Genomic DNA, 26,556 nt, shown 5'->3' on the forward strand with positions numbered 1-26,556 from the left:
CAAACTTTTCCCGCAACGAGCAGGTCACGGCGGATGCCCGAACCCGTCATCGGCACCAGCAGAACCCGCCCCCCAGCCCAGGGCAGCTCAAGCTCGCCGGCCCAAAGTCTGTGTTCGATGGGCGTCTCAGGATAGTGTCCAACGATATGCAGTTCGCCGCGATAAACGTGCAACTCGCCGTCGGATGTCGCCAGACAGGTCTCCGAAAGCGCCCCGGCCGTTGCCAGTTGACGCAAGGCTTCATCGATCCAGCGCGCATCCGGCGCCCGAAAGCCCGCCGTGAGCCAGGCAAAGCGCAACAGGTTGCGCGCGCGTGGCGGCGAGAGTGCGTTGAAACCGACAAGGCCGATCCGCCCGGCCGCGGTGGTCAGCGCGGCGCGATCAATCGCCGCCAGCTCGTCGAGCAGCAGGGCGCCTTCGGCAAAGTGGCTGGCGGCACGCGCCAGTGCTTTGTGCGCGCCAGGGAATTTCTCCTCGAGTTGCGGCATCACTTCACGGCGCAGATAGTTGCGGCGGTAGTGCACATCGTCATTGCTTTCGTCTTCGATCCAGCACAGTGCCTGCTCGGCGGCGTAGGCCTCGATCAGCGCCCGGGGCACATTGAGCAAAGGCCTGACCAGGACTGGCCCGCGCGCTTGCGGACGCTCGGCCAGCATGCCCGCTGCCCCGGCCATACCGGCGCCACGCAGCACATTGAGCAGAACCGTTTCCGCCTGGTCGTCGCGATGATGCGCCAGCGCCAGCCAGTCCGCAGCGCATCGGGCAAACACGGCATGGCGCATCCGGCGCGCGGCGGCCTCAAGCCCCTCGCCGCTGTCGCGCGGCACCTCAACGCGGACAATATCCAGCGGCACAGCACAACGCTGGCAGAACTCGGCACAGAAGACGGCCCAGGCATCGGCATTGGGACTGATCCCGTGGTGCACATGCACGGCGGACAGGATGACGGGAAGGCCGGCGGTTGAAATCAGGCCGCTCACCGCATGCAACAGAACGAGCGAGTCACGCCCCCCGGAAAGGGCAACGCACAGGCGCGAATTTGGCAACATTCGCGTCACCATTCCCGGCACCAGTCCAGGCACCATCGTTGGCGTCAGTCGTTCCGCAAGAAATGCTGAGAGGATTGTCGCGAGCTGGCTCGTCGCGCCTGCCGGTGAACGCTCAGTGGAGCGGGTGCTCTTTGGTGCGGCCATAGGCCATCAAACGTGCAAAGCGGGCTTCGAGCAGTTCGCTGGTTGACAGCGCACTGACCTGCTTCAAGGCGTCAAGCAGCGCTTTCTTCAGGTTCAGCCCCATCGCCACGGGATCGCGATGCGCGCCGCCGAGCGGTTCATGGACGACCTTGTCGATCAGGCCGAGTGTTTTCAGGCGGGAGGCCGTGATCCCCATGATCTCGGCCGCTTCGCTGGCTTTCTCGGCGCTCTTCCAGAGAATCGACGCGCAGCCTTCCGGCGAAATGACGGAATAGGTCGAGTATTGCAGCATCTGCACCACATCACCGACACCAATAGCCAGAGCACCGCCCGAGCCGCCCTCTCCGATGACGGTGACAATGATCGGCACCCGCAGTTCGGCCATGACATAGAGATTGCGCCCGATAGCCTCGGACTGACCACGCTCTTCGGCGTCGATGCCGGGGTAGGCGCCCGGCGTGTCGATGAAGGTCAGCACCGGAATGCCGAACTTCTCGGCCAGTCGCATCAGGCGCAGGGCTTTGCGATAACCCTCCGGGCGCGGCATGCCGAAGTTGCGGTAAACCTTTTCCTTGGTGCCGATCCCCTTCTGGTGGCCAATGACCATCACCGACTGGCCGTTGAAACGTGCCAGACCACCGACAATGGCATGATCGTCAGCAAAGGCGCGATCGCCGTGCAGTTCTTCAAAATCGGAAAAAATGAGATTGAGATAATCGAGTGTAAAGGGACGCTGAGGATGACGTGCAACCTGCGAGATTTGCCAGGGCGTAAGCTTGGCGTAGATCTCCTTGGTCAGCGTCTGGCTCTTCTTCTCAAGCCGGGCAATCTCTTCCGAGATATCGACAGCCGAATCATCCTGGGCGAAGCGCAAGTTTTCGATCTTGCCATCAAGGTCAGCAATCTGCTGTTCAAAGTCGAGGAAACTGATTTTCATCAAGCTCAAGCCGGTTCTGAAACGGCGCCCATTTTAACCCAAAGCCGGGGTATCGGCTTGTTCGGCAGCGAAGTCAGCGAAGCCCAGGAAAACCAGCCGCATTCACCTCGCTGAAAATGCCGTGCAAAATCTCGGCTCAACAGGACATTCCAATGTACTGCGAGCGAAGCTGGTTGAAAGGAATGCAGCGCAAGGCAGATGGAGCACGGCAACGATTGATCCTGCTGGGCGACAAGCATTTGGCTCAGCATACGTTGATGTGTTTCAAACTTTCCGCCATGCCGTACCAGGAAGAGGGGATTCAATTGGCGACATCTATCGGTGCTTGATCGGTGAACCTGCGCCCAGCACCGCGATCCGATGCAGAAGCTGATGCGCCCCGTGAGCGTCAGGCCTGCTCAGATTATCCCTTGAGTGCAACGTCGTCCGTAAGGACAGATTTGGAGTTCGAGATATCCAGTGAATGGCTCCAGATGTCTAATGGAGAACTTGCTACTCTCGGGTAGAGGCTGTCGTGAAACTTGGCGAGTGCAAAGATTTCAGTCATCACGTTTTCGGGGAAGCCTTGCTTGCGCCTGGGTTCGGCAAACATCAGACCCTGAAAGCAGGCGTCAATGGCCTCGGGCGATTCCCATGCTTCAAGTATTTTGGAGAGAACATGTGGATACTTCTGCGACAAAAGATGGGGAAACAATTGCCGCTTTTCGAGCAAGACCAGTACCGCATTTTGATCAGTTGCCATGATCATTCTCCTTCTGTAGAGCAAGTTGCCGACCATCACTGGCTGATGAAAGGTTACACCTTCTTTGGCAGCAAGAGTCGTAATTCGTTCAAGCGCACAACTGATTCAACATAAAGAATGATCGGTAACACGAATGGGTCGGCCATCAGTGTCTTCTATTCATTGCCGGAAAAACCAACACGATCATTTGCGCGCGTTCGCAGAGCGTGCTTGCTGCCTTTTCAGGGCATAAGCGACTGCGATCAGTCCGGCGCTCAATAGCAGGGCCGCCGGCAAGGTGAACTGCACGTCCTGCAAGACCGGATTATACGGTAATAACTGGCTGACAAAACCGATGCGGGCAAAACTGGTCACCGCCAGCAGCGAGAAAAAACTGCCCATGAACAGGCCTTCAGCTCCGCGTGTACCAAACATTGAAGCCTGTTCCATCAACCCCGCAAAAGCGGCTGCCCAACCGACCCCGACCAGCACTTGCGTCAAAATGAGCATTTCCAGGTTACTGACAGCCGCTGCCGCATAACTGCTGAACGCCATCAGCAAAATGCCGCCTGCCGCGACGGACAGCGCGCCAAAACGCTTGATGGGCGCCGCAATACCGACCAGCGCAACAAAAAATCCAAGCCACAGCAATGGCATCAGCCAGGGTAGATTTTCCTTCGGTGCATGGGCCAGATACTGCGCTGCTGAATTGACGAATGCATGCAACTGAAAGCCGCCCGAAGCCAGCGCCAGAACAAGCAGCAGGGGTAAATACGCCGGGAAAGCGATGGGTTGCGGTTCATCCGCCCTTGGCTCCGGGGCTTGAGTGCCCGTAACACGCTGCAGAACGACGACCGCGACCAGCAAGGTCAACGCCGAAATCACGAACGGCAGACGCGGGTCGGTGCCTTTCAGGATCATGCCGAGATAAGGCGACAGCACCGAGGCCAGCGCCATCCCGGCCGCATACCAGATCACCAGACGTCCCTGTTGTGCCGCCCTGGCGCGCTTGGTGAGCAGCACCAGCGTCGGCACCCGTACCACCGAAGCACTGAACACCCAGATGGCCAGAACGACAATGAGCAGGGTTGGCGAGACCCTGGGCAGCATCGGCAGCAACAGAAAGGCTATAGCGGAAACCGTGGTCAGCAACAGGAGCAGTCGCGCCAGCTTGCGATAGCCCTCGGCCATCCGGTCCGCAACCATGCCGAAGCCAATATCCATCACGGCAAAAACCAGTTGGTCGGCCATCAGCAGGACGGGTATCCAGGTCGCCGCAAGATCAGCCGACTTAAGCAACTCCGGCAGATAAATCACATACACCGTCCAGCCCAGCGTAAAGAAGAACTGCACGCTGCCCAGCGCCAGCCCAGCGGCGGATTCTGGCTCGTTTGCTGCATCAACCATGGCGACCCTCATTTTTGTGAAATTCCGGGCATATCATAATCCAGCCTCCAGCTCCGCTAATCGTTCGCCGCAGCAGGAAAGGCGAGCGACCTAGCCAGAACTGACCCCTTGCCGCAACTTAAACCCAAGATTCACCAGGCAAGCCAATGATGCTGGAAGCCGCGCCTAGCTTTGCCTGAGCAGACGGGGTTCCTCAAACAGCGAGATGATTTCGACGCGGTGGATATCCGGGTTGTCCGGCACCACGTAGAGGACCGGCGTCATCAGTTCCTCGAATATTCCGCGCAGGCTGCGGGCGCCGGTTTTGTATTCGATGGCGATTTCTGAAATCTGCTCGAATACTCTCGGGCTGATGCTCAATTCAACGCCTTCGGCCCTGAATATCTCGATGTACTGCCGGTAGATCGAGTTCTTCGGCACACTCATGATTCTGACCAGCATTTCCTTGTTCAGATTCTGAAAATTGGCGATGATCGGCAGGCGACCGGTAAATTCCGGGATCAGACCGAACTCGAAAAGATCGGTCGGCTTCACACGCTTGTTGAGCCGGTCAAGAATGTTCTGGTTGTCGTCCCCCGACGTCGAGATAAACCCGAAGCCGTGCGTCTTGGACATGATGTTCTCCAGTCCGACAAAGGCACCGCCGCAAATGAACAGGATGTTGCTGGTGTCAATGTACTGATTGCTCTTAAGCTTGACCGGCGCGCCTTCCATGATCTTCAACAAGGCGTGTTGCACGCTCTCGCCGGAAATCACCCGCACCTCGGCTTTTGTTGCCTTCAGCTTGTCGATCTCGTCGATGAACACGATGCCGAGCTGAGCCTTTTCGACCTCCCCGTCCGCCTTGTCGACCAGGCGTTGCAAAACCGCTTCGATCTCCTCATTGACATACTTGGTCTGGGCCAGCGAGGTGGCATCCGCAGTAACGAAGGGAACCCCGAGCATCCTTGAGAGGGTGTCACAGACCAGGGTTTTCCCGGTTCCGGACGAACCGATCATCAAGACATTGCTCTTGGCAATGGCTCCGTTGCTTTGCTGAGAAGTGGATATTTTCCTGTAGTGCGAATAGACGGCAACCGCCAAGACCTTCTTTGCCTCTTCCTGACCGATCACATACTGGTCGAGATACCTGACGATCGAGCTGGGTGTGGTTTCTTTGGCTAGCAAGGTCTTCTCCTCCTTCGACATGAATTCCAACGCAAGTGCCATGTTATTCCGAATCGGCACGTCATGGCGCAAGCGCCTTGTCTGACGATGCGCTATGCTTGTTGCCTTTGACTGAAATCAGGCAAGGGCACGGAGGACTTAATTATGCTTGAATGGTGGCACTGGATGATTCTCGGACTCTGTCTGGCGATGGCCGAACTGGCTGTTCCTGCATTTTTCATCGTCTGGTTCGGAATCGGTGCAGTCGGCGTCGCTATCGTCCTGCTGCTGGCGCCCGACCTTGCTGTGGCAACGCAAATGCTGCTTTGGGCAGGGCTGTCCACCGTACTTGTGGTCATCTGGTTCCGCCATCTGCGGCCACGCACAGTAACTACAGTCGGCACTTCAGCCGCATCGGTGGCCGGCGAAGTCGGCGTTCTGGTTACCGACATCAACCCTGAAATACGCGGCCAGGTTCGCTTTCAGAAGCCGGTGCTGGGCTCCGATGTCTGGGAGTGTTACGCCGACGCCAACATCAAGGCGGGCGAGCGCGTTCGCGTTCTCGTCGTCGAAGGTAGTTTCATCAAAGTGGAGGCAGCAAAATGATCGAGATGACCATCACCTCAGTCGTCTTCCTGGCTTTTGTCGTTGTTACTATTGCCAAAGGTGTGCGCATTATTCCCCAAGGTGAAGAATGGATCGTGCAGCGACTGGGCAAATACCGCGAGACACTGATTCCGGGGCTACGCTTCATCATCCCTTATATCGATACCATTGCCTACAAGCTCACGACCAAGGACATTATCCTCGATGTGCAGGAGCAGGAGGTCATTACCCGTGACAACGCCGTGATCGTGGTCAATGCCATCGCCTTCATCAAGATCACCGACCCGGTGAAAGCGGTGTATGGCGTGGGGAACTACTCGGAAGCCATTCGTAACATGATCATGACCACCCTGCGCTCGATTGTCGGCGAAATGGAGCTTGACCATGCCCTCTCGCAACGCGACATGATCAAGGCGCGCCTGAAAGCGGGCGTCGCCGACGAAGCGATGGACTGGGGGCTCACCGTAAAATCGGTTGAAATTCAGGACATCAAGCCCTCGCAATCGATGCAACGCGCGATGGAACTGCAGGCTGCGGCCGAACGCGAACGCAAGGCCATGGTGACGCGTGCCGAGGGTGAAAAACAGTCGATGATCCTGAGTGCCGAAGCCCGTCTGGAATCGGCCAGGCGTGACGCCGAAGCGCAGATCATGCTGGCCGATGCGTCCTCGCAGGCGATCAGCAAAGTGACTGGCGCCTTCGGTGAAAACGAACTGCCGATGCTCTATCTGCTGGGCGAGAAATACATCAACAGCATGACCAGGATGGCCGAGTCGCAAAACGCCAAAATGATTCTGCTGCCGGCCGATCTGCAGAGCACGCTGCGCGGACTGTTCCAAAAGTTGCCGAAACCCTGAGACATCATCCACACCACCCGCTACGGATAAACGCTTGCCTGCAACTCATCGACTGTTTCCAGGATATCTCGCCGCAGCGGCCACCCTGCTCATGTGGACCGGGTTCAACCTCGTTTCGCGCCTGGGCGGTAAAAGCGTTCTGACGCCTTACGACATCTTCGCACTACGCCTGATTACCGCCTCACTTATCCTTCTACCCTTTGCCAGTGGCATGCCGCCCGGCGCCTGGCGCGATGGTCGGCTGTGGATACTGGCCATACTGGGAAACCTGCTCTACTGCCTGCTGGTCTATCAGGGTTTCAGATACGCCCCCGCCGCACACGGTGGCATCCTGCTCGCCGGCTTGCAGCCTTTCCTGATCAGCGCGCTCGTCTGGCTGATTGCAGGCACCCGCCCGAACCGAATGCGCAACGCCGGGCTCCTTTTGATTGCCATCGGCATCGTTTGTGCTGCCATGCCTTACTTCACCGAGTGGTCTGCCGATTCCTTTTATGGCGACGTGCTGATCCTGCTTTCATCAATCTCCTGGGCGTTCTACAGCGTTCTTGCTGCGCGCTGGGGATATTCTGCATGGACGCTGACCCGTGCCGTAGTGCTCGGCTCGGCCGTTCTTTACCTGCCGGTTTACCTGCTCTGGCTACCCAAGCAACTGGAGGCTGCACCACTCTCGATGATTGTCATTCAGAGCCTGTTTCAAGGCATCGTTGCTTCAATTTTGGCCATGCTGGCTTACCTGAAGGCCGTTTCTATCCTTGGCACGGAGCGAGCTGCCGCCTTTCTGGCGCTGGTACCCATCGTGACCGGTCTGCTTGCCATACCATTGCTTGATGAAGCGCTCACCGCCTGGCTATTGAGCGGCCTGGTTTTTGTATCGCTGGGGTCCTATATCTCTTCGCGGTACGGCACTACTTCCCTAAGGAATTGATCCATGCAAAATTTCACTTTTTACAATCCGACACGCATCCTTTTTGGTGCCGGCCGTATCGCCAACCTGGCACGTGAGGTTCCGTCCGGGGCACGGGTGCTGATCACCTATGGCGGCGGCAGTATCGTCAGGGCCGGTACATTGGCCGAAGTCAGGAACGCGTTGAAAGACTTCACGCTTTTCGAATTCGCCGGTATCGAGCCCAATCCGAGCTATGAAACCTTGATGCAGGCCGTAGAACTCGCGCGCCGCGAGCGAATCGATTTCCTTCTTGCCGTTGGCGGCGGTTCGGTGATTGACGGCACCAAGTTCATCGCTGCAGCCATTCCCTTTACTGGCGATCCGTGGAATATCCTCGCCAAACGTGCAAGGATCGTCAGTGCCGTTCCTTTTGGCAGTGTGCTTACCCTCCCTGCCACCGGTTCGGAAATGAACAATGGTGCAGTAATCACCAGGCGCGCCAGCAACGACAAGCTGGCGTTCATGCATGATCTGCTCTTCCCTCGCTTTTCGGTACTTGACCCGACCAAGACTTATACCCTGCCGCCGCGCCAGGTCGCCAACGGGGTCGTCGACGCCTTTGTACATGTCATCGAGCAATATCTCACTTATCCCGCCGACGCCAAGGTGCAGGATCGCTTTGCCGAGGGCTTGCTGCTGACACTGATCGAGGATGGCCCCAAAGCGTTGCAGGAGCCGGAAAACTATGCCGTTCGAGGCACCCTGATGTGGACGGCGACGCTGGCGCTGAACGGCTTGATCGGTGCCGGGGTACCCAATGACTGGGCCACCCACATGCTCGGCCACGAACTTACTGTATTGCACGGACTCGACCACGCGCAGACGCTGGCCGTCGTCCTCCCGGCCATGCTGCATGAACGGCGTTCCGAGAAACGCGACAAGCTGTTGCAGTACGCCGAACGTGTCTGGGAATTGCGCGAAGGTGACGAGGAAGAACGTATCGATCAAGCCATTGCATGCACCCGGCAGTTCTTTGAATCGCTGCACGTTCCGACACGCCTGTCAGACTACGGCATCAAAAAGGACGCCATTCCGGCACTGGTCGCCCAACTGAAAAGGCACGGTATGGTCGCACTGGGCGAGCATAACAATTTCTCGCTTGATGGTTCGCGCCGGGTATATGAACTGGCCGCCTGATGCCAGCGTAGCGAATCGGTCGGGCGCTCAGCTTCGCCTGGTCAACACAAAAATTACTTGGCTCGATAAACCAGTCACTGTAAAACTTACCGTCATTAACGCTATTGTCATGTTGATATGGTCGATACGTTATCCGCTTTAGCAAGCCCAATCAGCAGCATCTTGCAGGACTCAGCCGTGCCAAACGAACATTTCATAGCAGGCAAAGACGCATCACTCGAATCATCGATCAGCCGCATGCAGGAGAAACTGACCCTGATCGGTTTTCACGTCGAGGAGCGCTCCTGGCTCAATCCGGTGGATGGCATCTGGTCCGTGCATGTCAGTGAGCGTGACTGCCCGCTGCTGTTTACCAACGGCAAGGGTGCATCGAAACTAGCCGCGCTGGCCAGTGCGCTCGGTGAGTTTTTCGAGCGACTTTCCTGCAACTACTTCTGGACACACTATTACCTGGGCGAGAATTTTGCCACGCACCGCTTTACCCACTATCCACAGGAACACTGGTTCAAACCGGGAGATGACAGTGTATGGCCGCGAGAATTGCTGACGCTTGAGTTGCAGGAATTCTACAACCCCGAAAACAGCATTCCTGCCCACATACTGGTCGAACACAACTCCGGCAATGTCGAACGCGGGATCTGTGCCCTGCCCTTCTTCCGCCAGAACGACGGCATGCGCATCTGGTTTCCGATCAATATCATCGGCAACCTGTATGTCAGTAACGGCATGTCGGCGGGCAACACCCAGGCCGAGGCCCGTACCCAGGCACTCTCTGAAATCGTCGAACGCCACATCAAGTTCCGCATCATCAGCGAGGGGCTTTGTCTGCCGGAAGTTCCGGATGAAGTCATCGCCCGCTACCCACGCATCGAAGCCGGAATCCGCGCACTGCGCGCTGCCGGCTTCGGCATCCTGGTCAAGGACGCCTCACTCGGCGGGCAGTATCCGGTCATGAATGTCACCTTGCTCAATCCCGAAGACCAGGGTTGCTTCTCCAGTTTTGGCGCCCATCCGCGCTTTGAGATTGCACTTGAGCGCGCGCTCACCGAGCTCTTGCAAGGCCGTGCTCTCGATGCGCTGGGCGGTTTCCCCGAGCCGGGTTTTGATCTTGACGAAATTGCCAGTTCACCAAACATCGAAATCCACTTCGTTGATTCGAGCGGAATCATCAGTTGGAATTTCCTCGGTGACTCGCCGGATTTTGACTTCTGCGACTGGAATTTCAGCACGTCGACGGCTGAAGATTACGATTGGCTGGTAGACATGATTCATGCCGAAGAGCACGATATTTACATCGCCGATTACACCCATCTGGGCGTTTATGCTTGCCGGATCATTATTCCGGGAATGTCCGAAATCTATCCGGTCGACGATCTGGAGTTCGAAAACAACAGTCTCGGCAATGAGATTCGCGATGCCATCCTTTACCTGCCGGAACTCGACGATGATGAATGCGCGGACCTGCTCGATACGCTCAATGAATCCGGCCTGGCCGACCAGCGTCCGGTCACTGCCCTGATCGGTCTGGCTCCTGATGCCGGATCATTCTGGGAAGACCTGCGCGTCGGCGAACTGAAAACCCTGCTCGCACTGGCCATCGGTAATGATGAAGGTATACGTGAAGGCTGCGACTGGATACACCACTTTGCGCAGATCAACCCCGAGCGCCGATGCATCTACCGCTGCATTGAAAGCCTGCTCAAGCTCGGTGAGACGGGTGATCATGAAGCATATCGCAATGCACTGGAAAACCTTTACGGCACAAGTGCTTTGGGCATGGCCGAAGCACTGTTGGCCCGCAAAAAACGTTTCTTCGGGATACCTGCACCGGGCCCGGGGCTGAAGGGATTCGAGATGCACCATCGACTGCTTGAGGCTTACGGCAAGGTGCACCGCCAAAACGCGAAAGCAGTCTAATTGGAAGAATGGAGCAAACGCATGGAAGAAGCCGGAAAAAAACTGGAGAAGGCGCAACAGTCCGGCGACCAGGCGGCAGGGATCATAGCGCCAGAATCCGGCCGCCCATACACTTACTTGATATTCGTGGCCGAAAGCAACATCACCTGACCGGCAACAAAATTGATCGTGATGCCCTGTTTCTCCTCACCCCAGATACAGGTACGGATACCCAGCATTTCATCACAACGCGCTGGCTCGCCGATGATTTTCCTGACATCCTCGTAAGACTGGCCGACTTTAAGCTTGTTGTAATTCTCCAGGCTGAGTTGACTGCCACAGGCGGCCAGCAACAGGCTGGACAGAAAGAGGCCGGGGATCCGGCGCAGGGGAATCAGTCTCATCGGTGTTTCCTTCGTTCAGGTTTGAAATTTCTAGCTGTAATCGATGCTGACATTTTCGCTGTTCAGCCAGTCGCCCAACGCCGCCAGCAAGTCGTCTTCGAGGCGCACCCGGCTAGTGTCTCCGAGTGCCAGTTCGCAGATCGCGTCGGCGTTACGGTAGGCCAGACGAACCGGGCAATTTCCTGGGGTGTAGGGCGCCAGCAGTGCGCGCAGACGGTGCACGGCGGCCTGTGCATTCGGCCCGCTGGCCTGACCGTTGAGCGATAGTCTCAGATACTTTGCAAAGCGGCCGCGCGCCTCGGCAAGCGTCAGCAGTCGCTCGGCAATGACGCGCACCTTGCCTTCGCCGGCAAAGTCATCGCGCTGCACCTTGCCCTCGACGATCAGCACTTCGTCATCTTTGATCTTGGCGCGTTCGGCTTCAAAAATTTCGTTGAAGACCGAGACTTCAAGCGAACTGGTGCCGTCGTCGATCTGCACAAAAGCCATTTTGCCGCGCGAAGTAAACTTGGTACGCACACCGACCACGAGGCCGGCCAGCAGTTGCGGCTCTTTCCTGGCTTCTAGCGCTGCCAGGGGTTTGCGTGCGAAGCGCGAAACCTCGGCCTTGAAACCATGGAAGGGGTGTCCCGAAAAGAAGAAGCCAAGTGCCAGCTTTTCCTCGGTCAGCTTTTGCCTTTCCTTCCAGCGCGGCGCTTCACGGTATTGCGCTGCGTGTTGCGCACTGGTGTCACTGTCAAACACATCGAACAGGCTGACCTGCATTGAATTGCGATCCGCCTGTTCGGCCGCTTCCATGGCGATGCCAACGGAAGCCATCAGGCGCGCCCGGTGATCGTCAAGCGAATCGAATGCTCCGGCACGAACCAGTGCTTCAACGGTGCGCCGGTTGACCATGCGCTTGTCAACGCGCTGACAGAAGTCAAACAAATCCTTGAAGGGTCCATCGCGCTGGCGCGCCTTCAGAATCGAACTCACCGCCTGCTCGCCGGTGCCCTTGACGGCGCCCAGACCATAGCGAACGGTGCTGCGATCGACCGGCGTGAAGCGGTATTCCGAGGCGTTCACATCCGGCCCCAGCACGGCCAGATTGTTGGCAATGGCATCGTCGTAGAAGATCTTCACCGAATCGGTGTTGTCCATGTCCGAAGACAGCGTCGCCGCGATGAACGCCGAACAGTGGTGCGCCTTGAGCCAGGCGGTATGATAGGTGACCACCGCATAGGCGGCGGTGTGCGACTTGTTGAAGCCGTACTCGGCAAACTTTTCCATCAGGTCGAATAGCTGCATCACCAGCTTTTCGTCATAACCTTTTTTCTTTGCCCCCTCGCGCATCAGGTCGCGGTGCAGGGCCATGTCCTCGGCCTTCTTCTTGCCCATTGCGCGGCGTAGCAGGTCGGCGCCACCGAGCGAGTAACCGCCGATGATCTGGGCGATCTGCATCACCTGTTCCTGGTAAACGATGACGCCGTAGGTCGGTTCCAGACAGCCCTTCAGATCGTCGATGAAATAGTCGATCTTCTGCTGGCCTTTCTTGCGCAGGATGAAGTCATCGACCATTCCCGAACCCAGCGGGCCTGGACGATAGAGCGCGAGCACGGCGATGATGTCCTCGAAGCGGTCGGGCGCCAGCTTCTTGAGCAGCTTCTTCATGCCTTCGGACTCGACCTGGAAGATCGCAGTGGTATTGGCCTCCTTGAGAATCTGGTAGGCACGCGGATCGTCAAAGGTCAGCGCGTCCAGATCGGGGCGCTGCCCGGTGAGTAGCTCGACGTAATCGACGGCGAGCTTGATGATGGTCAGATTGCGCAATCCGAGGAAGTCGAACTTGACCAGGCCGACTTTCTCGACGTCATCCTTGTCGAACTGCGAAATGACCGAGCCGCCGCCGTCGGCCGAATATAGCGGGCAGAAGTCGGTGAGTTTGCCCGGTGCTATGAGCACGCCGCCGGCATGCATGCCAACGTTGCGCACCAGGTCTTCGAGGCGACTGGCCAGATCGAACAGGTCACGAACGTCCTCGCCTTCTTCGATCCGTGCTTTGAGCTGCGGTTCGGCCTCGATGGCCCTGGCCAGCGAGAGCGGCTTGTTGGTTTCCAGCGGGATCAGTTTCGAAAGTTGATCGCAGAAGTTGTACGGCAGATCGAGCACGCGCCCGACGTCGCGAATCACCGCCTTCGACGACAGGGTGCCGAAGGTGGCAATCTGCGACACCGCCGCTGCGCCGTATTTTTCGCGCACGTATTCGATGACGCGCCAGCGCTTGTCCTGGCAGAAGTCGATATCGAAGTCGGGCATCGACACGCGTTCCGGATTCAGAAAGCGCTCGAAGAGCAGCGCGTAACGCAGCGGATCGAGATCGGTAATGCCCAGTGAGTAAGCGACCAGCGAACCGGCGCCCGACCCGCGCCCAGGGCCGACCGGGACGCCGTTGTTCTTTGCCCAGTTGATGAAGTCGGCAACGATCAGGAAGTAGCCGGGAAAGCCCATCTGCACGATGGTTTTCGTCTCGATCTTCAGCCGTGTCTCGTAGGTCGCTCGCTGTCGCTCGCGTTCGGCGGGGTCGGGAAACAGGTGCTGCAAGCGTTTTTCAAGGCCGCGCGCGGCTTCCTGACACAGGTAGTCGTCGAGTGTCACACCCTCCGGCGTCGGGAAATCGGGCAGGTAGTTTTTGCCGAGGGTGATTTGCAGATTGCAGCGTTTGGCAATCTCGACCGAGTTTGCCAGCGCTTCCGGCAGATCCGAAAACAGTTCCGCCATCTCTTCCGCTGACTTGAAGTATTGCTCTTCGGTGTACAGCTTCGGACGTCGCCGGTCGGCCAGCATATAGCCCTCGGCAATGCAGACGCGGGCTTCGTGTGCCTTGAAGTCGTCGCGCTCAAGAAACTGGATCGGATGCGTGGCCACCAGCGGCAGCCCCAGATCGGCCGCCAGACTGGCGGTTGCCGCCAACAAGGACTCCTGCTGCATCTGCCCGGGCGGGTGCACACGCTGCACTTCGAGATAGAAGGCGCCGGGGAACAGGCTGGCCCAGTAGCGGGCACGGCTGGCCGCCTGCTCCCTGTTGCCCTGCAGCAGGGAATCGCCGACATCGCCACCAGCCGCGCCGGAGAGAGCGATCAGTCCATCGACGCCGACATCGTACAGCATCTGGCGTGAGATTTCGGCGCGTCCGCGCAGTCGCGGAGCCAGGTAGGCACGCGACAACAGCTCGCAAAGCTGGCGGTAGCCCTGGCGCGAGCGGCACAGCAGAAGCAGTCGATACGGGCGCTCGGGATCCGCTTCGTTGGCCAGAAAAATATCGCTGCCAAGCACGGGCTTGACGCCCTTGCTGCGCGCTGAGGTATAGAACTTGACCAGCCCGAAGAAGTTGGCCAGATCGGTTAGTGCCAGCGCCGGCATGCCGCAAGAGACGGCTCGCGCAACGGCATCGTCAAGTCGAACAATGCCATCGGTGACAGAGTATTCGCTGTGCAGACGTAGGTGGACGAAGGGGGGCGAAACGCATTGCTCGGGCATCCCGGCATTTTACTCCGGCGCCGCTGCGTATGGACTCTAAATAGCTCGCCGGTTCGGGTACAAGCGGGTCAAGGCCTGCAACGCAGGGGGCGCCAATTCCGGCACGGCATGCGTCAGAAAATGATAGCGAAGGTGAGCTTGCCGATCTGCCGGCAATCATCACCCCGGCAAATCGAACAGCAGGGCTTCGCTGTCCTCTGCGGCAATAAAGCGGAGCAAGGATTCGGCGGCGATCTTGGCGCCGTCACCGGAACTCATCTCGACGTCGTTCAATGTCAGACGGCCGCGAACCAGTTGCACGTAGGCCAGTCGCAGCGGATCAAGCTGGAATTCCAGATCTGCGCCTGGATCGAGTTGCGTGGCGTAAATTCTGGCATCCTGATGAATCAGCGTACTGCCCTGTGCCGCATCGGGTGAAGCGATCAAGCGCCAGGCATTGCGCGCCGGGGCCAGCGGCTGTTGCTCATAACCAGGGGCAATACCTAGTTCACTCGGTTCGATCCAGATCTGCAGCAGGTGTGTTGTCTCGTTCAGTGACGGGTTGAATTCACTGTGGCGGATTCCGCTTCCCGCACTCATGCGTTGCACCTCACCCGGCCGGATCAGCTTGCCATTGCCCAGGCTGTCGCGATGTTCGAGCACGCCTTCGATGACATAGGTCACGATCTCCATGTCACTATGACCGTGCTTACCGAACCCCCTGCCGGGTGCCACACGATCCTCATTGATCACACGCAGAACGCCCCAACCCTTCTCAGCCGGATCGAAGTAGTCGGCAAAGGAAAAACTGTGGCGCGCCACCAGCCAGCCATGGTCGGCAAAGCCACGTGAAGCACTCGGGCGAAGTTTGATCATGATCGACTCCTTGCGAAGTATGCCGAAGCTTTTGCTTCAGGATTTTGAGTTACTTTGCGGAGAAAAATTTTGCCTTAGAATAGTACGCCGTTTCAAGCGGGTTAACCTGGTTTCCATCGACCTGATGATTCCCTGTGTGATAAGCGCAGCAGACACCGCCAGGTCCGCACCGAAATCACAGTGTCGCTATTCGTTAACCCAGTCGAGGATCGGCTGCCACTGTTCGATGTCCTTCTCGGCACGCGCCGGCGAGAGATCGAAAAGCGTCATGCCATTGGCTACCAGTTGTACATAGAGTTGCGTATCCCGCAGGCAGGTCAGGACGGGCAGCTCGTAGGAGGCCAGGAAGCGCTCCAGTTCGCCCGCAGCTCGCGTGCGCGCATCGACGCGCATGCCGACTACGGCGACAAAGGTGTGTGCCTTGCGCACGGCTTTTTCTGCGAGCAGGGTTTCAAGGAAATGGCGTGTCGCCAGGATGTCGAACAGCGAAGGCAGCACCGGTACGATAACCCGGCTGACCTGCTTGAGCATTCGTTCGAGCGCCTTGCCGTGCAGCCCCGCCGCGCTATCGAGGACAACATGGGTCGTGCCCTTTGGCGGGCGCGCCGGCGATTCCTTATCGATATCCCAGCTCCGGATCGGTGGCAGGGTGCCCGCTCGCAAATGAAGCCATTCCCTTGCCGATTGCTGGCGGTCGGTATCCCCGAGCATGACCTGATGGCCACAACGGGCTAAATAGCCAGCCAGATTGGTGGCCAGTGTCGATTTCCCCGAACCGCCCTTGGGGTTGGCGATGAGAAAGGATTTCATCTCGCTTTACCGGGCACGGCCCTGGATTCGATCTGGAAAAGCTCTGCGCGGACGAGGTTGATGTGTTCGCGCAGCGTGTAGAAAAGATCGCTGAAGGCGAGCGGAATGTTGCGTGAATAGGCGTCTTCCTCAATGCCGTCGAGACGCGCCAGATACTCCGCATGACGCGACGAATCGTAGCTGTTGCGCACCTCGTTTTCAAGAAACTTCAGGTCGCCATAACAGCGAAAAATCTTCGAACGCACGCGCCAGTTATAAATTGAAGGAGCGACCTTGAGCAGGGGAAACAGCAGAATGATGATCGGCAGGATCAGCACGAACAGCCGTTCAACCAGCACCGCAATCCAGAAGGGAAGATAGCGCTGCAGGAAAGGCGGCCCGGAATTGTAGAAACGCTGAGCCTGGTCCGAGAGAGCAAAGCTGCGATCCTTGTAGGCGGGAAACTCACCGGCACGCTGGAAAAACCCGCTCTTGCCGTGCACCTCGGTCATGGCTTGCAGCATGAGGCTGACCAGTGCCGGATGCAAATTGTCCCGCACAATCACGTTGGCGGTGGTTGCCAGCAAAACGGTATCTCTCGGGGGCGTATCGCGCACCAGATCGACCACGCCGCGCGGCAGGACGATTTTTGAGAGAAAGGGGAAACGCCGTAAATAGGCATCCGCCTGACTGAAGCTCATTACCCGCACTCCGGGCGAACGCAGCAAGACCTGCACGACCGGCGCCTCCGGAGCGGCGACAATGAAGGCGGCATCAATTTCCCCGCGCTGCAGCGCTTCGGCCGCATTGAGTCCGGCAACCGGCAGGAGACTCTTGCTGTTTGCCTTAATCTCGTTGGCTTCCAGCAATTGCAGTGCCAGCCCGCGGATACCGCTCCCCTCTTCACCGACCGCGATACGCTGGCCATCAAGCTGAAACAGCTTGTCAATCCGGATGTCGCTACGATAGAAAACCCACACCGGTTCAAAGGCAACACTGCCCAGCGAGCGCAGATCGCTGCCGCGGCCGTTTTCGTCATTGACAACCTCCTTTATCCCGCCTTGAACAAAAGCAATTTCGGCTTCGCCCTTGTTAAGCCGCTCCAGATTCTGCAGCGAGCCAGCCGAAGTCTTGACCTCCAGCTTGATGCCGTTGGCCGCGAGCAACTCGGCGTAACGTCTGGCATAAGCATAGTAGGCGCCCGACTCACTGCCCGTGGTTATCGTCATGTGACGCGGCGGCGCCGGTTCGACAAACTGATAGGCAACGACAAAACCGACCGCCGTAATGAGGACAATCGGCCAGGCCGTCGCCAGCAGGTCGCGAATTGAAACAAACTTGGCGCGAAGCTTCTTCATCATCAAGGTAGCAGAATCGTCGAACCCGTTGTCTTGCGCGCCTCAAGATCGCGATGCGCGTTGGCGGCATCGGCCAGCGCGTAGGTCTGATTGACCTCGATTTTTACTTTGCCCGAGCCGACGACAGCAAACAGCTCGGCACCCAGGTCAAGCAGTTCATCGCGCTTGGCGATGTAGTGCATCAAGGTCGGTCGGGTAATGAACAGCGAACCCTTTTGCGACAGCAGCAACGGATCGAATGACGAAACCGGGCCGGAGGCGTTGCCAAAACTGACCATCATGCCACGCACGCGCAGGCTGTCGAGCGAACCCATGAAGGTATCCTTGCCGACCCCGTCGTAGACCACGGCCACGCCTTCGCCAGCGGTGATCTCGCGCACCCGTTTGGCCACGTCTTCGCGCGTGTAGTAGATGATGTGCTGGCAGCCGTGCGCGGTGGCCAGCGCCGCCTTGGCCTCATTCGAAACGGTGCCGATCACCGTCGCGCCTAGCGCCCTGGCCCACTGGCAGGCGATCAGGCCAACGCCGCCGGCAGCGGCATGGATCAGCACCGCGTCGCCCGGCTGCACCCGATAGGTACGGCGCAGCAGATAGGCGCTGGTCAGCCCCTGCAGCATCATCGCGGCGCCGCTACGAAAATCAATCCCCTCCGGCAGCTTCAGCAAGCGATCCGCCGGCAGGCAGCGTACCTGACTATAGGCGCCCACCGGGCCGCCGGCATAGGCCACGCGATCACCGGGTTTGAGGTCGGCGACGCCGGTGCCGAGCGCCTCGACGACGCCGGCCCCTTCCATGCCCAGACCGGCAGGCAAGGGCAGCGGATAGAGGCCGCTGCGATGATAGGTGTCGATGTAGTTGAGACCCACCGCTTCATGGCGGATACGCGCCTCACCGGGCGCCGGGTCGCCGACGGCAATATCCTCCCAGCGCATGACTTCGGGGCCGCCGGTCTGATGAATTCGAATGGCAAAAGGCATGATTTTCTCCTGGGTAAAGGTTGGCAATGTCCGTAAAAAAATGAACAAGGCGAAACGTTAATCCTGCACGCTTTAGCCCTCACCCCGACCCTCGCGCGCAGGAACGTGAGTAAGGCGTTGCCCGCTCCTGCGGGAATGGATGCTCACCAGTATGGTGAGAGCCAGGGCCTGGAAAAACCGCTGCGCCCCACAGAATGGCGTCCGTTTCAAGATGGCAAGCCAATAGCCTAGCTGCTGTTCGCTGTTCGGGCAAGTCAAGCCGCCGCGATCAGCGCCTATCCACAGACTTGCCCACACCCCCTGTGAGCAGGCTGTGGATAAAATTCTACAGGCTCGCAAAGAGCGGCCCATTACCTGCAGCCACCAACTTTAGCTCAAGGCTTCCGTATCAGGGTTCAAGCCCGGTGCCTTCTTCAATCCAGGGCCGACGCACAGCAATCGACTAGCCGGTCAGCCATGCCATGAGCTTGACACTTTCACCCAGCCCATTACACCGGCGTCAGCTTCGCGTACTCCAGCGCCAGCCATTTCATTCCCTGGGCGCCGAAATTGACCTGCACGCGCGCATCCGGCCCGCGCCCTTCGGCCGATACGATCACCCCCGGACCAAACCTGGCGTGCCGGACGTTCTGCCCGATGCGCCAGCCGCCGGCCGATGACGCCGGTTCGCTATACGTTGCCGAACTGTAAGGCGGCTCCTTGACCGAAAAGGCCGGCACATGACCGATCCTGCGTAGCAATTCTTCGGGCAGTTCTTCAAGAAAGAGCGAGGGCAGGCAAAAGCGCGTCTGGCCGTGCAGCATGCGCGTCTGCGCGTGCGACAGGTAGAGGCGCTTGCGGGCTCGGGTCACCGCCACATACATCAGCCGCCGCTCTTCCTCCAGGCCGTCGCGTTCCTGCGCGGCGTTGTCGTGCGGGAACAGCCCCTGCTCCAGCCCGGTGATGAACACCACGTCGAATTCAAGCCCCTTGGCGGCGTGCACGGTCATCAACTGCACCGCTTCCTGCCCCTCGCCGGCCTGATGCTCGCCGGCTTCGAGCGAGGCATGCGCCAGGAAGGAGGCGAGCGGACCGCCATCAAGCACGTCGTCCTGGTTGGCGTTGGTATCGGATTCTTCCTGCAGGAAGTTGGTCGCCGCATTGATCAGCTCGTCGAGGTTCTCCAGCCGCTCCTGACCTTCCTTCTCGCCAAGGTAGTGCTGGCGCAAGCCGCTTCTCTCGATGATGTGATCGATGATTTCGGGCAGCGGCAGGTTTTGCGTATCACTGCGCAGCGCTTCAACCAGGCGGATGAAGGCGCCGACCGAAGTTCCAGCCTTGCCGCCGAGGCCGGCGGCGGCGTTGTAGAGGCTGGAGTTGGCGCGCTGCGCCGCCTCCTGCAAGGCGTCGACGCTACGGCTACCGATGCCGCGCGTCGGGAAATTGACGACGCGGGCAAAGGCCGTGTCGTCGTCCGGATTGCCGATCAGGCGCAGATAGGCCAGCGCATGCTTGATTTCCTGGCGATCGAAGAAACGCAGCCCGCCATAGACGCGATAGGGGACAGCGGCGGTGAACAACTGGTGTTCAAGGACGCGCGACTGGGCGTTGGAGCGGTAAAGCACGGCGATCTGGTTGCGCGTGAACCCGTCGCGCACCAGTTCGCGCGTTTCATCGACGACAAATCGCGCTTCGTCGATGTCCGAAAAGGCATCGAACACGCGGATCGCCTCGCCGGCTCCGGCGTCGGTCCATAGCGACTTGCCGAGACGGCCGCGATTGTTCTTGATCAGCGCATTGGCGGCGTCGAGGATGTTGCCGTGCGAGCGGTAGTTCTGTTCGAGGCGGATCACGTTGGCGACCGCAAACTCGCGCTCCAGGTCGCGCATGTTGCCGACCTCGGCACCACGAAAGGCGTAAATCGACTGGTCGTCGTCGCCGACCGCGAACAGGCAGGCGCCATTCGCCTGCGATGTCTGCCCGTCACGCCCGGCCAGCAGCTTCAGCCAGGCGTACTGCAGGCGGTTGGTATCCTGAAACTCGTCGACCAGGATATGCCGGAAGCGCTCCTGATAGTGGCGGCGCAGCGGTTCGTTACGCTTCAGCAGTTCGTAGGTGCGCAGCAGCAGTTCAGCAAAGTCGACAACACCTTCGCGCTGGCACTGCGCGTCGTATTCCGCGTAAAGCTCGACGCGGCGCCGGGTATAGTCGTCGTAAGCCTCGGCCTGCGCCGCCCGTAACCCCTGCTCCTTGTGCGCGTTGATGAAGCCGGCGAGTTCGCGCGGCGGAAACTTCTCGTCGTCGACGTTGAGGTTCTTCAGCAAACGTTTGATAGCCGACAGTTGATCGGCCGAATCGAGGATCTGGAACTGCGCCGGCAAGCCGGCATCGCGGTGATGTGCGCGTAGCAGCCGGTTGCACAGCCCGTGGAAAGTGCCGATCCACATCCCCCGCGTATTGATCGGCAGCAGCGCGGAAAGGCGCGCCAGCATTTCCTTCGCCGCCTTGTTGGTGAAGGTCACCGCGAGAATGCCCTGCGGCCCGACCTGACCGGTCGAAATCAGCCAGGCGATACGTGTAGTGAGCACTCGCGTCTTGCCGCTCCCCGCTCCGGCAAGAATCAGCGAATGCTGCGCCGGCAAGGTAACGGCAGCGAGTTGTGGCGGATTGAGATGGGCAAGCAGATCGGACATGAACTGAGTTTCAATGAAGCAGGTCGGATTATAATGGCCTCAAGCAGCGCGACGACAAGCAAGGACAAGATGGAAAGTAGTTCTTTTGCAAAGAAAAAACTAATAAGCTTCAAAAGTAGGTATTAGTGCACAGTATTTTTTTCTGAATCGATTATAATGCTTGTGCACTGCAACAATTCAAGACTCAAAAAGTTAATAATTCCCAGTGCCTGGTTACCGCCAGAACACAAGGAGTAGCACAATGAAAGCACCGAAAATATTACCGTGGATCGCCCGTAAAGACGGCATCACCGACCAGCTTGCGCTCAATCTTTGGCGCCGTGCCGCCGGAGAAGCCGAGGAGATGAGCGGTTGCTGCAACAGTTCGGACTATTATCGCCTGGCCGTAAGTCGATTCATTGAACTGGCGGACGAAGAGGGCGAGAAGTGCGCAAAACGCGACCCGCTTGCCCGTATAGCAATCATTCCAAGCATTGGCTGGATGTTGCGCGAGCAAAACCGCTTTTGGCAGGTGAATCTGCTCGCGACACAAAAGGCCTGCCGTTTCTGGCTGTCCAACCTGAAATACCTTGTCTCTGGCCAGAAACTGGTCGTCTGAACACCCGGTCATCCAGAGACCATGATGGCGTCGGCAGTCGCCAGTAAATGATACTGATCACTGCCTGGTAACGAGGGGAGCCGTCAAACCAAGCGTCAGTTTGAGTTTTTCCGCCAACACAACGGCCTCCGCTTGTGACGCCAACTGGGTGACTCGCAGCGAGTAACGATAGCCGCCTCCTTCCGCCCTCTGCGGCTTGATACCCACCGCGTAGCCGGCAGCCCGGGCGCGGTCGTACAAGGCCAGGGCATCGGTTTTTGCCTCCACAACGGCCAGCTCAAGCTTCCACTGTCCACCACGCTGGACATAGCCGCTACCCGCTTGCACTTCGGTCTGCGCCGACCATTTGCGGACCTGTTCAGGATCGACGCTGCCCACCGGTTCGGGCGCCGCCCCTTTGGGGACCACATAGAAACTCAGCGCTTCGCTCATTTCGCGCACTTCATCCTGCGGATGCCATACGGTAATCCGCCCTTCGAGCAGGCAGACGAGATCGCGTTCGGCATCCGAACTGCCCCACAGGTCAGTACCGCGAATGCCGGCAGTGATCGTCGCAATGCGTACGTTCACGGCACGCTTCTGCTGTAGTTTCGCGAATACGTCGGTAGTGAAACGAAAGGCGCCACGCGCCACATCGAGCGCCGCAGTGAACACCCGGTTCTCGCGCCAGCCGAGCGCATTGAGATCGAGTTGGGCATTCTCGCCAAGCTTGACCGCACTCCCCTCGGCCAACTGGATGAGCACGCGTGCGTCGGCACCGGTCAGCACACGATCACGGTTTTGCAGTGCCTTCCCCGGCTCAAGCGGCTGCCGGACCCCGTTATGCTCGACCCAGGCAGGCATCTGCACGCTATCAACGACGGCAAAGGCACGATCAGCCGGTGGAACAGCTTGCGCCAGGGTGCCGCAAAGCAGCAAACAGGCAGCGAGCAGAAAACTCCGGGAGTGATTTTTCATGGAACAATCTTTCGCAATAGGAACGAGAGCGATTCTAACAGGCTGCCGGATTTGCGGGTATTTGGCCAAAACCTGTGTACGTAAAGCGATTCTTTCTCTAGCCGTCGGAGAGAAACATTGACCTGAAGTACAAATACGTAGTAAAGTTTTTTTCCCTTCGACCAACCGTTTTTTGGATATCTCATCATGAATGCACCGCAGGTAAAATCGGGAGTTGCCACTGGCGATGATTTGCAAGCCCTCTTTGCACTGGCAAAACAAAAAAGTTTCGCCATGCCGGCCGTCAACGCCATCAACACGAGTACGGTGAACGCCGTCATGGAAACCGCCGCCGAAGTCAAGTCGCCGGCCATTATCCAACTCTCCAATGGTGGCGCCCAGTTCTACGCCGGCAAGGCTCTGAAAAACGAAGCGCAACGTGCCTGCATCGCTGGTGCCGTTTCCGCTGCACACCACGTTCACGCTCTGGCCGGGCTGTATGGCGCCACGATCGTTCTGCATACCGACCACGCGGCCAAGAAACTGCTGCCCTGGATTGACGGCCTGCTCGACGCCGGCGAAGCCTATTTCAAGACCCACGGCAAGCCACTGTTCAGTTCGCACATGCTCGATCTGTCGGAAGAACCGCTGGAAGAAAACATTGAAATCTGTTCGCGCTACCTCACGCGCATGAGCAAGCTCGGCATGACGCTGGAGATTGAACTCGGCGTCACCGGCGGTGAAGAAGACGGCGTCGACAACAGTGACGTCGACAGCTCCAAGCTCTACACCCAGCCCGAAGACGTAGCCTACGCCTACGAGCAACTGTCCAAGATCAGCAATCGCTTCACCATCGCCGCGTCTTTCGGCAATGTGCACGGCGTCTACAAGCCGGGCAACGTCAAGCTGCAGCCGGTCATCCTGAAGAACTCGCAGGCCTACATCCAGAAGAAGTACGGTACCCAGGCGCAACCGATCGACTTCGTGTTCCACGGCGGTTCGGGCTCGTCGCTCGAGGAAATCCGCGAAGCCATCTCCTACGGCGTCATCAAGATGAACATCGATACCGATACGCAATGGGCCTTCTGGGAAGGCATCAAGAACTACTACAAGAAGAACGAAGGCTACCTGCAGGGCCAGATTGGCAACCCGGATGGCGAAGACAAGCCGAACAAGAAGTACTACGACCCGCGCGTTTTCCTGCGTGCCGGCGAAGAACAATTCAAGGCACGTCTGAGACAAGCCTTCGCCGACCTCAACAACGTTGGCACCCTGGCCTGATCAGCGGTCTGTTTCAATAAAGAAGCCGGCTCAGCATTGAGCCGGCTTTTTTTATCCTTATACCTGACTGATTCTTTACCGGCAGCAGATCGAAAAGGGGGGAAGCCGGTCGTTAAGCCGGGTTCTGTCGTGGACAACCATTCCTCTAGGCGTACTGTTGCCAGTACGCTCAAGCAGCCTACCCGGAAGCGGCGCGAGCCACGCCGTACGCTTCCCTATTTGGCCTTGCTTCAGATGGGGTTTGCCGTGCCGTCCGTGTTACCACGTCCGCGGTGAGCTCTTACCTCGGCCGGGCTTTCGCCTGACCGCCCCGGCTTGCGCCGGGGCGCCGTTTCACCCTTGCCGGCCCGGGTTTCCCCGTGCTTAGGCGGTCTATTCTCTGTTGCACTTTCCGTCACCTCACGGTGCCCGGCCGTTAGCCGGCATCTTGCTCTGCGAAGCCCGGACTTTCCTCTCGGTTAAGGCTTGCGCCTTTCGCCCAGCGGTTGCCTGACCGACTTCCCGCCCTGATTATACGCTGTCACGCGGCATGAATCAGTTTGCTGCGGGTGCGGGCGCAGCGGGGGTCGGCGATGGCTCGACTTTGGGCGCGGCAACGAACACCAGGGTGTCATTGCGCATCTCGAAGGTGCCCATCAGCGGACCCATGCCGCCTTCCGGAACCTGGTCGAGACTGGCAAAGCCTTCGCACGTACGGGTTTCAACAACGAACATGCGCCCGTCCTGCTTGAGAATCCAGGCTTCGTTGCCTGGCGAGAACACGTCCACCCTGGCATCCAGTCCCGCCGTTGACATCGGGTGGCGCCGCATGCAGTCGGGCATACGTGCGGCAACGATTGAATACTTCGCCGTTTTCTCCCACGGAAAGCCGGTCACCCGGATTAGGGTCAGCGCATTGGCACTACCGTTGATTTCGAACGCAGCACGCTGGTCGGAGCAGGCCACCAGGAAAGGCAACAGAAGCAGAGCGAGCAATCGGTTCAGAGACACGGCAAATCTCCCAAAGCAATCAGATTACGATCGTCATGCAACGAATTTCCAGTGTAGCGTTTCGCCGGCGAGCAGCGGCACCAGCGTGTCACCACCGGCATAGTCAAATTCTTTCGGCATGACCCACGCCTTTTTTTCCAGAGTCACTGTTCCGCTATTGCGTGGCAGACGATAGAAATCCGGGCCATTGAAACTGGCAAAGGCTTCCAGCTTGTCGAGCGCACCTGCCGCAGCGAAGGCCTCGACATAGAGTTCCAGTGCGGCAGGAGCCGTATAGCAACCGGCGCAGCCGCAAGCCGTCTCCTTGGTGCCGCGCGCATGCGGCGCCGAATCGGTACCGAGAAAAAATTTGTTGCTGCCGGAAGTCGCCGCACCAAGCAGCGCCAGACGATGAGTCTCACGCTTCAACACCGGCAGGCAGTAGTAGTGCGGGCGCAGGCCGCCGGCAAAAATGGCGTTGCGGTTATAAAGAAGGTGATGCGCGGTGATCGTCGCGGCCACATTCGCTCCGGCTGCGGCAACAAACGCCGCCGCATCTTTGGTCGTAATGTGCTCGAATACCACACGCAAGCCCGGTCGGCGAGCCAGCAAGGGTTGCAGCACGGTATCGATGAAGACATTCTCGCGGTCGAAAACGTCGATCGCCGGATCCGTCACCTCGCCATGCACGAGCAAGGGCAGACCGAGCTTCTCCATCTCGGCCAGCGCGGCGTCGCATTGGGCGAGGTCGGTCACACCGGCATCCGAGTTGGTCGTCGCACCCGCCGGATAAAGCTTGACCGCATGGACAAAGCCGCTATCGGCCGCCTGCCGGATCTCCTCGCCCGGCGTGTTGTCGGTGAGGTAAAGCGTCATCAGTGGCACAAAATTCATGCCCTCAGGCAAGGCAGCGAGAATGCGCTGGCGATACGCTGCGGCCGCAGCGACGGTGGTCACCGGCGGACGCAGATTGGGCATGACAATGGCGCGCGCAAACTGGCGCGCACTATGCGGAAGAATGGCGGCAAGTGCTTCGCCGTCACGCAGATGCAGGTGCCAGTCGTCGGGACGGGTGATGGTGATTTGCATAATGAGGCTTAAAGATTGAATAGCCGGATTGTAGAGGAAAACCCTTGAATGCGGTTTCGGTGCAGGCTGATGCGAGAAAAGCGGAGCTTATGTTTTCACGTCGAGTTAGGCTGCAAAGCAAATCCTTGTATGTTCTGATTTTGAATATATATAAAAACAGATTGCGGTCTGTGGAGCTTGTGGGCAAAGGGGCGCGCGGTGGGAAACGCGCAGCGTTTTCCACGGCAAGCGTCCCGGTTCGCCGTAGGCGAATTGTCCACAAA

Annotated in this window: 23 protein-coding genes and 1 other RNA gene; 8 read left to right on the top strand and 16 right to left on the bottom strand. The window is 58.6% G+C overall.

What is annotated here, in order from left to right; translation table 11 throughout:
* Nucleotides 1–1,049: tRNA lysidine(34) synthetase TilS (gene tilS, locus JNM42_RS05940; protein ID WP_294267644.1), on the bottom strand; the 1,049-nt coding region annotated here is incomplete at its 3' end.
* 112 nt (nt 1,050–1,161) lie between these two features.
* Nucleotides 1,162–2,130 carry an acetyl-CoA carboxylase carboxyltransferase subunit alpha gene (locus JNM42_RS05945; RefSeq protein ID WP_294267646.1) on the bottom strand — a complete coding sequence of 323 codons (969 nt, stop codon included), beginning with the start codon at nt 2,128–2,130 and terminating at the stop codon, nt 1,162–1,164.
* 152 nt (nt 2,131–2,282) lie between these two features.
* On the opposite strand from JNM42_RS05945, the gene JNM42_RS05950 reads away from it, so the two are divergent.
* On the top strand, nt 2,283–2,459 hold the full coding sequence (locus JNM42_RS05950) for a hypothetical protein (RefSeq protein WP_294267648.1): 177 nt from the start codon (nt 2,283–2,285) through the stop codon (nt 2,457–2,459).
* A 74-nt stretch (nt 2,460–2,533) separates the two neighbouring features.
* Here the strand turns inward: JNM42_RS05950 and JNM42_RS05955 are convergent, their stop codons facing one another.
* From JNM42_RS05955 to clpX, 3 genes are all read right to left on the bottom strand, one after another.
* Nucleotides 2,534–2,872 carry a hypothetical protein gene (locus JNM42_RS05955; RefSeq protein ID WP_294267651.1) on the bottom strand — a complete coding sequence of 113 codons (339 nt, stop codon included), beginning with the start codon at nt 2,870–2,872 and terminating at the stop codon, nt 2,534–2,536.
* 183 nt (nt 2,873–3,055) lie between these two features.
* Nucleotides 3,056–4,258: an MFS transporter gene (locus tag JNM42_RS05960; RefSeq protein ID WP_294267653.1), complete on the bottom strand. Its 1,203-nt coding sequence runs from the start codon at nt 4,256–4,258 to the stop codon at nt 3,056–3,058.
* 165 nt (nt 4,259–4,423) lie between these two features.
* Nucleotides 4,424–5,467, bottom strand: a complete 1,044-nt coding sequence (clpX, locus tag JNM42_RS05965; RefSeq protein ID WP_294267654.1) for an ATP-dependent Clp protease ATP-binding subunit ClpX — start codon at nt 5,465–5,467, stop codon at nt 4,424–4,426.
* 102 nt (nt 5,468–5,569) lie between these two features.
* On the opposite strand from clpX, the gene JNM42_RS05970 reads away from it, so the two are divergent.
* From JNM42_RS05970 to ycaO, 5 genes are all read left to right on the top strand, one after another.
* On the top strand, nt 5,570–6,010 hold the full coding sequence (locus JNM42_RS05970) for an NfeD family protein (RefSeq protein ID WP_294267656.1): 441 nt from the start codon (nt 5,570–5,572) through the stop codon (nt 6,008–6,010).
* Nucleotides 6,007–6,867 carry an SPFH domain-containing protein gene (locus JNM42_RS05975; RefSeq protein WP_294267658.1) on the top strand — a complete coding sequence of 287 codons (861 nt, stop codon included), beginning with the start codon at nt 6,007–6,009 and terminating at the stop codon, nt 6,865–6,867. Before JNM42_RS05970 ends, JNM42_RS05975 begins: the two co-directional genes overlap by 4 nt.
* Before the next feature lie 34 nt (nt 6,868–6,901).
* Complete coding sequence (locus JNM42_RS05980; RefSeq protein ID WP_294267659.1) at nt 6,902–7,792, top strand: DMT family transporter; 891 nt, start codon at nt 6,902–6,904, stop codon at nt 7,790–7,792.
* A gap of 3 nt (nt 7,793–7,795) precedes the next feature.
* Entirely contained in the window at nt 7,796–8,950 is a 1,155-nt protein-coding gene (yqhD, locus tag JNM42_RS05985; protein ID WP_294267661.1) for an alcohol dehydrogenase, read from the top strand.
* A 177-nt stretch (nt 8,951–9,127) separates the two neighbouring features.
* A complete protein-coding gene (gene ycaO, locus JNM42_RS05990) occupies nt 9,128–10,867 on the top strand; it encodes a 30S ribosomal protein S12 methylthiotransferase accessory factor YcaO (RefSeq protein WP_294267663.1) in 1,740 nt (579 codons plus the stop codon).
* A gap of 113 nt (nt 10,868–10,980) precedes the next feature.
* Here ycaO and JNM42_RS05995 read toward each other — a convergent pair whose 3' ends face one another.
* The 7 genes from JNM42_RS05995 to JNM42_RS06025 all read right to left on the bottom strand — a co-directional run bounded on the left by JNM42_RS05995 (nt 10,981) and on the right by JNM42_RS06025 (nt 21,420).
* The gene (locus JNM42_RS05995; RefSeq protein ID WP_294267665.1) at nt 10,981–11,250 is read right to left on the bottom strand and encodes a hypothetical protein; all 270 of its coding nucleotides are present in this window, start codon (nt 11,248–11,250) and stop codon (nt 10,981–10,983) included.
* A 30-nt stretch (nt 11,251–11,280) separates the two neighbouring features.
* Nucleotides 11,281–14,769: a DNA polymerase III subunit alpha gene (gene dnaE, locus JNM42_RS06000; protein ID WP_294267667.1), complete on the bottom strand. Its 3,489-nt coding sequence runs from the start codon at nt 14,767–14,769 to the stop codon at nt 11,281–11,283.
* A 159-nt stretch (nt 14,770–14,928) separates the two neighbouring features.
* Nucleotides 14,929–15,624, bottom strand: coding sequence for a pirin family protein (locus JNM42_RS06005; RefSeq protein WP_294267669.1), 696 nt, complete (start codon nt 15,622–15,624; stop codon nt 14,929–14,931).
* A gap of 186 nt (nt 15,625–15,810) precedes the next feature.
* On the bottom strand, nt 15,811–16,434 hold the full coding sequence (locus JNM42_RS06010; RefSeq protein WP_294267671.1) for a ParA family protein: 624 nt from the start codon (nt 16,432–16,434) through the stop codon (nt 15,811–15,813).
* Nucleotides 16,431–17,774 carry a TAXI family TRAP transporter solute-binding subunit gene (locus JNM42_RS06015; RefSeq protein ID WP_294267672.1) on the bottom strand — a complete coding sequence of 448 codons (1,344 nt, stop codon included), beginning with the start codon at nt 17,772–17,774 and terminating at the stop codon, nt 16,431–16,433. Before JNM42_RS06015 ends, JNM42_RS06010 begins: the two co-directional genes overlap by 4 nt.
* Nucleotides 17,774–18,748 (bottom strand): quinone oxidoreductase, encoded by a 975-nt coding sequence (locus tag JNM42_RS06020; RefSeq protein ID WP_294267674.1) that lies wholly within the window; start codon nt 18,746–18,748, stop codon nt 17,774–17,776. The genes JNM42_RS06015 and JNM42_RS06020 overlap by 1 nt, the downstream gene beginning before the upstream one ends.
* A 488-nt stretch (nt 18,749–19,236) precedes the next feature.
* The gene (locus JNM42_RS06025) at nt 19,237–21,420 is read right to left on the bottom strand and encodes a UvrD-helicase domain-containing protein (protein WP_294267675.1); all 2,184 of its coding nucleotides are present in this window, start codon (nt 21,418–21,420) and stop codon (nt 19,237–19,239) included.
* 241 nt (nt 21,421–21,661) lie between these two features.
* Between JNM42_RS06025 and JNM42_RS06030 the strand changes: the two genes are divergently transcribed.
* Nucleotides 21,662–22,018 carry a hypothetical protein gene (locus tag JNM42_RS06030; RefSeq protein WP_294267677.1) on the top strand — a complete coding sequence of 119 codons (357 nt, stop codon included), beginning with the start codon at nt 21,662–21,664 and terminating at the stop codon, nt 22,016–22,018.
* Between the two features lie 57 nt (nt 22,019–22,075).
* Here the strand turns inward: JNM42_RS06030 and JNM42_RS06035 are convergent, their stop codons facing one another.
* Entirely contained in the window at nt 22,076–22,975 is a 900-nt protein-coding gene (locus JNM42_RS06035; protein ID WP_294267679.1) for a FecR domain-containing protein, read from the bottom strand.
* A gap of 186 nt (nt 22,976–23,161) precedes the next feature.
* On the opposite strand from JNM42_RS06035, the gene fbaA reads away from it, so the two are divergent.
* Complete coding sequence (fbaA, locus tag JNM42_RS06040) at nt 23,162–24,235, top strand: class II fructose-bisphosphate aldolase (protein ID WP_294267681.1); 1,074 nt, start codon at nt 23,162–23,164, stop codon at nt 24,233–24,235.
* Between the two features lie 97 nt (nt 24,236–24,332).
* On the opposite strand, the gene rnpB is transcribed toward fbaA, so the two are convergent.
* The 3 genes from rnpB to pyrC all read right to left on the bottom strand — a co-directional run bounded on the left by rnpB (nt 24,333) and on the right by pyrC (nt 26,296).
* An RNA gene (gene rnpB, locus JNM42_RS06045) (RNase P RNA component class A) lies at nt 24,333–24,736 on the bottom strand.
* 33 nt (nt 24,737–24,769) lie between these two features.
* Entirely contained in the window at nt 24,770–25,225 is a 456-nt protein-coding gene (locus JNM42_RS06050) for a hypothetical protein (RefSeq protein ID WP_294267683.1), read from the bottom strand.
* A 33-nt stretch (nt 25,226–25,258) separates the two neighbouring features.
* Complete coding sequence (pyrC, locus tag JNM42_RS06055) at nt 25,259–26,296, bottom strand: dihydroorotase (protein ID WP_366504410.1); 1,038 nt, start codon at nt 26,294–26,296, stop codon at nt 25,259–25,261.
* Nucleotides 26,297–26,556: the final 260 nt, after the last annotated feature.

The organism is Propionivibrio sp. (genome assembly GCF_016790145.1).
Taxonomy (GTDB): domain Bacteria; phylum Pseudomonadota; class Gammaproteobacteria; order Burkholderiales; family Rhodocyclaceae; genus Propionivibrio.

Bases quoted from the DNA above. Each gene is read 5' to 3' on its own strand.
- JNM42_RS06025 (WP_294267675.1), bottom strand. From the start codon at position 21,420: ATGTCCGATCTGCTTGCCCATCTCAATCCGCCACAACTCGCTGCCGTT.
- JNM42_RS06035 (WP_294267679.1), bottom strand. From the start codon at position 22,975: ATGAAAAATCACTCCCGGAGTTTTCTGCTCGCTGCCTGTTTGCTGCTT.
- JNM42_RS05960 (WP_294267653.1), bottom strand. From the start codon at position 4,258: ATGGTTGATGCAGCAAACGAGCCAGAATCCGCCGCTGGGCTGGCGCTG.
- fbaA (WP_294267681.1), top strand. From the start codon at position 23,162: ATGAATGCACCGCAGGTAAAATCGGGAGTTGCCACTGGCGATGATTTG.
- JNM42_RS05995 (WP_294267665.1), bottom strand. From the start codon at position 11,250: ATGAGACTGATTCCCCTGCGCCGGATCCCCGGCCTCTTTCTGTCCAGC.
- JNM42_RS06010 (WP_294267671.1), bottom strand. From the start codon at position 16,434: ATGAAATCCTTTCTCATCGCCAACCCCAAGGGCGGTTCGGGGAAATCG.
- JNM42_RS05975 (WP_294267658.1), top strand. From the start codon at position 6,007: ATGATCGAGATGACCATCACCTCAGTCGTCTTCCTGGCTTTTGTCGTT.
- JNM42_RS06005 (WP_294267669.1), bottom strand. From the start codon at position 15,624: ATGATCAAACTTCGCCCGAGTGCTTCACGTGGCTTTGCCGACCATGGC.
- dnaE (WP_294267667.1), bottom strand. From the start codon at position 14,769: ATGCCCGAGCAATGCGTTTCGCCCCCCTTCGTCCACCTACGTCTGCAC.
- JNM42_RS05945 (WP_294267646.1), bottom strand. From the start codon at position 2,130: ATGAAAATCAGTTTCCTCGACTTTGAACAGCAGATTGCTGACCTTGAT.
- JNM42_RS05970 (WP_294267656.1), top strand. From the start codon at position 5,570: ATGCTTGAATGGTGGCACTGGATGATTCTCGGACTCTGTCTGGCGATG.
- JNM42_RS05955 (WP_294267651.1), bottom strand. From the start codon at position 2,872: ATGGCAACTGATCAAAATGCGGTACTGGTCTTGCTCGAAAAGCGGCAA.
- JNM42_RS06015 (WP_294267672.1), bottom strand. From the start codon at position 17,774: ATGATGAAGAAGCTTCGCGCCAAGTTTGTTTCAATTCGCGACCTGCTG.
- yqhD (WP_294267661.1), top strand. From the start codon at position 7,796: ATGCAAAATTTCACTTTTTACAATCCGACACGCATCCTTTTTGGTGCC.
- clpX (WP_294267654.1), bottom strand. From the start codon at position 5,467: ATGGCACTTGCGTTGGAATTCATGTCGAAGGAGGAGAAGACCTTGCTA.
- JNM42_RS06030 (WP_294267677.1), top strand. From the start codon at position 21,662: ATGAAAGCACCGAAAATATTACCGTGGATCGCCCGTAAAGACGGCATC.
- JNM42_RS05950 (WP_294267648.1), top strand. From the start codon at position 2,283: ATGTACTGCGAGCGAAGCTGGTTGAAAGGAATGCAGCGCAAGGCAGAT.
- JNM42_RS06020 (WP_294267674.1), bottom strand. From the start codon at position 18,748: ATGCCTTTTGCCATTCGAATTCATCAGACCGGCGGCCCCGAAGTCATG.